At 61.8% G+C, this 3,687-nt stretch carries 4 protein-coding genes; 3 read left to right on the top strand and 1 reads right to left on the bottom strand.

Annotated elements, in window-relative coordinates; all coding sequences use genetic code 11:
• A partial coding sequence (locus WB528_RS17200) for an alpha-hydroxy acid oxidase (RefSeq protein ID WP_423889609.1) occupies positions 1-491 on the bottom strand: 491 nt, incomplete at its 3' end.
• 101 nt (positions 492-592) lie between these two features.
• Here WB528_RS17200 and WB528_RS17195 point away from each other — a divergent pair.
• The 3 genes from WB528_RS17195 to WB528_RS17185 form a co-directional block, all read left to right on the top strand.
• Positions 593-772, top strand: a complete 180-nt coding sequence (locus tag WB528_RS17195) for a hypothetical protein (protein WP_423889608.1) — start codon at positions 593-595, stop codon at positions 770-772.
• A 211-nt stretch (positions 773-983) separates the two neighbouring features.
• Positions 984-2,327 carry a phosphoglucosamine mutase gene (gene glmM / locus WB528_RS17190; protein ID WP_423889607.1) on the top strand — a complete coding sequence of 448 codons (1,344 nt, stop codon included), beginning with the start codon at positions 984-986 and terminating at the stop codon, positions 2,325-2,327.
• A 183-nt stretch (positions 2,328-2,510) separates the two neighbouring features.
• The coding region (locus WB528_RS17185; RefSeq protein WP_423889606.1) for an MFS transporter at positions 2,511-3,687 on the top strand (1,177 nt) is incomplete at its 3' end.

The following is a 3,687-nucleotide window of genomic DNA, read 5'->3' as shown; positions in this document are numbered from 1 at the left end:
TGTCCGATCACCTGGAGATCGACGGTGAGCACGAGCGCGCTGCACTTGGCGGCGATGGCGCGTTCGATCAGCGCCTTGATGAAGCCGCGGTCCTTCATGACGTACAACTGAAACCAGAACGGCTTCTCGACGTTGGCGGCGACGTCCTCGATCGAACAGATCGACATCGTGCTGAGTGTGTAGGGAATGCCGGCGGCCTGCGCGGCGCGGCAGGCATGAATTTCACCGTCACCGTACTGCATGCCGGTCAGCCCGACCGGCGCGAGGATCAGCGGCAATGCCGCAGGCTCGCCCAGAATGGTCGTCGACGTATCGCGCTTGGACACATCGACGAGAATGCGCTGGCGCAACTTGATCGCTTGCAGATCCTCGCGATTGGCGCGCAGCGTTTCCTCGGCATAGGAACCGCGGTCGCAATAATCGAAAAATGCCTTGGGCACCTTTCGCATGTGGCGCTGCCGTAGATCCTCGATGCAGGTAATCTGTTTCATGGACGTTTTCCGGCCCTGTCTTGTAAATACAGCTTTGGCTGTCATCTACCACGGGAGGGGCCAGCGCAACATCGGCTCAGGATAAAGCAGAGGACTTTCCCATGACCGGACCGCACACGAGGTCGTCCCACGTCAAAAAACCCGGGAAGAAGCAGCGCGACGAGGGGCTCGAAGAGGCGCTGGAGGAGGGGTTGGAAGAGACTTTTCCGGGCTCCGATCCGGTCAGTGTCACCCAGCCGGCCCCGTCAAAAGAGGACGGCCGGGTAAAACGCAAGGGTTGAAGTTCCCGAGTTGCACCGGGCGATCAAGAAAATGATATTTATATTCAATGATTTAGGTTCGATCGCGAGCGTTCTGCCGGAAATGATTCATCATATTTTTTGAAGTCATTTTAGCGACGAAGGCATTATAACCGGGCCGACGTTAGTATGGGGCTGACGGCTCGACTTCTCGGCAGTGGCCTTTGAGAGGTGCGGGCGGTGCGGGGGGTCTATGAGTCGCAAATATTTCGGGACAGATGGGATTCGGGGTCTCGCCAACGGCCTGATCACGCCGGAACTCGCGCTCAAAGTGGGGCAGGCGGCCGGTCTGGTGTTTCAGCGCGGTGAGCATCGTCATCGCGTCGTCATCGGCAAGGACACCCGTCTTTCCGGCTACATGATCGAATACGCCATGGTGGCGGGCTTCACCTCGGTCGGCATGGACGTGCTGCTGCTCGGCCCGATGCCGACGCCGGCGGTTGCGATGCTGACCAAATCGATGCGCGCCGATCTCGGCGTGATGATTTCGGCCTCCCACAATCTGTTCGAAGACAACGGCATCAAGCTGTTCGGCCCGCAAGGCTTCAAGCTGTCCGATGACGTCGAGAAGCAGATCGAGCAGTTGCTCGACGAGTCGCTCGACCGCCGGCTGGCGCAGAGCGCAAGCCTCGGCCGCGCGCGCCGCATCGACGGCGTCCACGACCGTTACATCGAATTCGCCAAACGCACGCTGCCGCGCGAACTCAGCCTCGACGGCCTGCGCGTCGTGGTCGATTGCGCCAACGGCGCCGCCTACAAGGTGGTGCCGGAAGCGCTGTGGGAATTGGGCGCCGACGTAATCTCCATCGGCGTCGAGCCTGACGGCTTCAACATCAACAAGGAATGCGGTTCGACGGCGCCGGAAGCGCTGAGCCGCAAGGTGCGCGAACTGCGCGCCGATATCGGCATTGCGCTCGATGGCGACGCCGATCGCGTCATCCTGGTCGACGAGCGCGGGCATCTGGTCGACGGCGATCAGTTGTTGGCCGTGATCGCGCAGAGCTGGAAGGACGACGGCCGTCTGGCGAAGCCGGGCATCGTCGCCACCGTGATGTCGAATCTCGGCCTCGAACGCTTCCTCGAAGGCCAGGGCATCGAACTCTTTCGCACTCCCGTCGGCGACCGCTACGTGCTCGAGCGGATGCTCTCCGGCGGCTACAACCTGGGCGGCGAACCCTCCGGCCACATTATCCTGTCGGACTACGCCACCACCGGCGACGGCTTCGTCGCAGCCCTTCAGGTGCTTGCGGTCGTGCAGAAGCTCCGCCGCCCGGTGTCGGAGGTTTGCCGCCGCTTCGATCCGCTGCCGCAGATCCTCAAGAACGTGCGCTACCGCTCAGGCAAGCCGCTCGACAATGCCGACGTCAAGTCGGCGATCGATGACGGCGAGAGGCGGCTCAACGGCCACGGCCGGCTTCTGGTGCGTTCATCCGGAACGGAGCCCGTGATCCGCGTGATGGGCGAGGGCGACGATCGCGTGCTGGTCGAGGAAGTGGTCGATCACATCGTGTCCGCGCTCGGGCAGGCCGCGGCGTAAGAGCGACGCTCTCGAATGCGATGAAGCAATCCAGCGTCGCGACAAGACTGGATTGCTTCGCTGGCGCTCGCGATGACGGCAACAAATATTTGGCCTGTGCATCGCAGCCATTTTCTATTGGCGGTGGTCGCCAGATCGCCCTCGGCGTAGGAAGTTCGCCTTGCTGGCGCCGGGAATGATTCCTTGAACAAGTCCATTATCGTCTCCGATGAAACCTTGACCGAACCGGTCATCGTTGCGGAAGCGGCGCCTTCGCTGAAGGCAGCCGTGGCAGGGCCCGCTTATGTCGTGCTCGCCGGCATCAGCTTTTCGCACTTCCTCAATGACACCATGCAGTCCCTGATCGCATCGGTGTATCCGATCCTGAAGGACAGCTACGCGCTGGACTTCGCGCAGATCGGATTGATCACGCTGGCGTTCCAGTTCACGGCCTCGCTGCTGCAGCCGCTCGTCGGGCACTTCACCGACAAGAAGGCGCAGCCGTTCTCGCTGGCGATCGGAATGTCCTCGACTTTCTTCGGCCTGCTGCTGCTCAGCGTCGCCCACCAATACATGGTGATCCTGATCGCCGCCGCGCTGATCGGCCTGGGTTCTGCGATATTCCACCCAGAGTCGGCGCGTATCGCGCGACTGGCCTCCGGCGGCCGCTATGGTTTTGCGCAATCGGTGTTTCAGCTCGGCGGCAGTTTCGGCACCTCGATGGGGCCGGTGCTTGCGGCCCTGATCGTCGTTCCGTTCGGCCAGCCCAGCATAGCCTGGTTCTCTTCAATCGCGTTTCTCGCGATCGTCGTGCTGTGGCGGATCGGCCAATGGTACAAGCCGCAGATCAAGGCACGAAAGGCTTCCGCGGTCGTTTCGCATCCGGATGCGCCGTCTCCGCGCCGGGTTCAGCTCGCGCTCGCGGTGCTGGTGGTGCTCCTGTTCTCGAAGCAGCTCTACGTATCGAGCCTTTCGAGCTACTACATCTTCTACCTGATCGATCGCTTCGGCGTTTCGACGCAGGCCGCGCAGCTTTATCTTTTCGTCTTTCTTGCTGCGAACGCGGTCGGCGCTTTCTTCGGTGGCCCGATAGGGGATCGCTTCGGCCGCAAGATCGTCATCTGGTTCTCGATTGTCGGCGCGCTGCCGTTCACGCTGGCGCTACCTTATGCGGGGCTGACGGCCAGCGCGGTGTTGACGGTGTTCATCGGCCTCATCATTTCGTCGACGACGTCGTCGATCATCGTGTTCGCACAAGAACTGGTCCCGCATCGCTTCGGAATGATTTCCGGCGTGTTCTTCGGCGTGGCGTTCGGCATCGGCGGTCTTGGCGCAGCGTTGCTCGGCAGGCTCGCCGACCACACCAGCATCGCCTTCGTCT

Source organism: Bradyrhizobium sp., from assembly GCF_049586575.1.
Taxonomy (GTDB): Bacteria; Pseudomonadota; Alphaproteobacteria; order Rhizobiales; family Xanthobacteraceae; genus Bradyrhizobium.
Note: the sequence above shows the minus strand (reverse complement) of the source record. Positions and strands in the feature narration are given on the sequence as shown.

Excerpts from the sequence above, each read along its gene's own strand:
- WB528_RS17195 (WP_423889608.1), top strand. The coding sequence starts at position 593 with ATGACCGGACCGCACACGAGGTCGTCCCACGTCAAAAAACCCGGGAAG.
- glmM (WP_423889607.1), top strand. The coding sequence starts at position 984 with ATGAGTCGCAAATATTTCGGGACAGATGGGATTCGGGGTCTCGCCAAC.